General features: G+C 67.8%; 2 protein-coding genes and 1 pseudogene. All 3 read left to right on the forward strand.

Annotated elements, in window-relative coordinates; translation table 11 throughout:
* Positions 1–153: pseudogene (locus AC1D00_RS38010) on the forward strand (peptidylprolyl isomerase); the annotation flags it as partial.
* On the forward strand, positions 153–1178 hold the full coding sequence (gene pdxA / locus AC1D00_RS38015) for a 4-hydroxythreonine-4-phosphate dehydrogenase PdxA (RefSeq protein ID WP_477014208.1): 1026 nt from the start codon (positions 153–155) through the stop codon (positions 1176–1178). The pseudogene AC1D00_RS38010 and the gene pdxA, both read left to right, overlap by 1 nt.
* Positions 1178–2032 (forward strand): 16S rRNA (adenine(1518)-N(6)/adenine(1519)-N(6))-dimethyltransferase RsmA, encoded by an 855-nt coding sequence (gene rsmA, locus AC1D00_RS38020; RefSeq protein ID WP_025576090.1) that lies wholly within the window; start codon positions 1178–1180, stop codon positions 2030–2032. The genes pdxA and rsmA overlap by 1 nt, the downstream gene beginning before the upstream one ends.
* Positions 2033–2149: the final 117 nt, after the last annotated feature.

Here is a 2149-nt window from a genome sequence, read left to right on the forward strand (position 1 = left end):
GTCGTGCTGAGCTCGCGCAAGCCGACCATGATCGACACGCCGAAGAAGCGCGAGATCCGCGAGAAGATGTACACCGAGAAGTACGAGAAGACCCAGAAGGCCTATCTCGACGAGCTCCGCAAGGCGGCGATGATCGAATATCGCAACCGCTGATGGCCAACCACGCAGCAAAGCCCCTCGCCCTGACGCTGGGAGAGCCTGCCGGCATCGGCCCCGACATCACGGTTGCGGCCTGGCTCCGGCGCCGCGAGCTGAACCTGCCCGCCTTCTACCTGCTCGGCGACGAGGCGCTGATCGCGCGGCGCGCCAAGACGCTGGGGAAGGCGCTCGGCGCCGAGATCCGGATCGCCTCCGTGAGCGCGCGCGAGGCCGCGGCCGCCTTCACCGAGGCCCTGCCCGTGGTTGCGACCGGCGAGCAAGCAACGGCCGAACCCGGCCAGCCCGACGCCTCGAGCGCGCCGGCCGCGCTCGCCTCGATCCGCCAGGCGGTAGCCGATGTCCGCGCCGGCCGCGCCGGCGCCGTCGTCACCAACCCGATCGCCAAGAGCGTGCTCTACCGCGCGGGCTTCCGCCATCCCGGCCACACCGAATTCCTCGCCGAGCTCGCCGCAGAGGACGGCCGCGTGCCGCAGCCGGTGATGATGCTGTGGTCGCCGCGGCTCGCCGTGGTGCCCGTGACGATCCACGTCTCCTTGCGCGACGCGCTGTCCCAGCTGACGAGCGAATTGATCGTCTCGACCGTGCGCATCGTCGCGGCCGAGCTGAAATCCCGCTTCGGCATCACGAGGCCGCGCATCGCGATCTCCGGCCTCAATCCGCATGCCGGCGAGGACGGCTCGCTCGGCCACGAGGAGCAGACGGTGATTGCGCCGGCGCTCAAGGCGTTGCGCAATGACGGCATCGACGCAAGAGGCCCGCTGCCCGCCGACACCATGTTCCACGAGGCTGCGCGCAACAGCTACGACTGCGCGGTCTGCATGTATCACGACCAGGCGCTGATCCCGATCAAGACGGTCGCCTTCGACGACGCCGTCAACGTCACGCTCGGCCTGCCCTTCATCCGCACCTCGCCCGATCACGGCACCGCCTTCGACATCGCCGGCACCGGCAAAGCCAATCCGGCGAGCCTGATTGCAGCGCTTCAGCTCGCCAGCCGCATGGCGGCTGCCAAAACCTGATGAGCGCGATCGACGACCTCCCGCCGCTGCGCGAGGTCATTCGCCAGCACGCGCTGTCGGCCCGCAAATCGCTCGGCCAGAATTTCCTGCTCGATCTCAACCTCACCGCGCGCATTGCACGCGCGGCGGCGCCGCTGGATGACTCCACCATCGTCGAGATCGGCCCGGGCCCGGGCGGGCTGACGCGTGCGCTGCTTGCGCTCGGCGCCAGGCGCGTCATCGCCATCGAGCATGACGAGCGCGCAATCCCCGCCTTGCAGGATATTTCCGCGCGCTATCCCGGCCGGCTCGAGATCGTCCACGGCGATGCCATGACCTTCGACCCGCGCCCGCTGCTCAATGGCGAACGCGCAAAAATCGTCGCCAATCTGCCCTACAACATCGCGACCCAGCTTCTGATCGGCTGGCTCACCACCGAACCGTGGCCGCCCTGGTACGACATGATGGTCCTGATGTTCCAGCGCGAGGTCGGCGAGCGCATCGTGGCGCGCGAGGACGAAGAGGCCTATGGCCGTCTCGGCGTGCTCGCCAACTGGCGCTGCGAGACCAAGATCCTGTTCGACATTGCGCCGTCCGCCTTCGTGCCGCCGCCGAAGGTGACCTCCTCCGTCGTGCGCCTGGTGCCGCGCACCGAGCCTCTCGCTTGCGATCGCAAGCTGCTCGAACAGGTCGCGGCCGCCGCCTTCGGCCAGCGCCGCAAGATGCTGCGGCAGAGCCTGAAATCGCTGGGCGTCGATCCGGCGCGGCTTGCGCAGGCCGCCGGCGTCGATGCGACGCGGCGCGCCGAGACCGTTCCGATATCGGGCTTTGTTGCCATGGCGCGTGAATTGGCGGATATACGAGCCGAAACCTGACGCATGATCCGGAAAAGTGTGAAGCGGTTTTCCGATCAGATCATGCTCAAATAACGAGCCGAAGCGCACGCTTCGGCGAAAATTCCGGAGGAAAGAAAATGGCGTTGATGCGTCGGC

The organism is Bradyrhizobium sp. P2_E8 (genome assembly GCF_056403875.1).

Excerpts from the sequence above, each read along its gene's own strand:
- pdxA (WP_477014208.1), top strand. The coding sequence starts at position 153 with ATGGCCAACCACGCAGCAAAGCCCCTCGCCCTGACGCTGGGAGAGCCT.
- rsmA (WP_025576090.1), top strand. The coding sequence starts at position 1,178 with ATGAGCGCGATCGACGACCTCCCGCCGCTGCGCGAGGTCATTCGCCAG.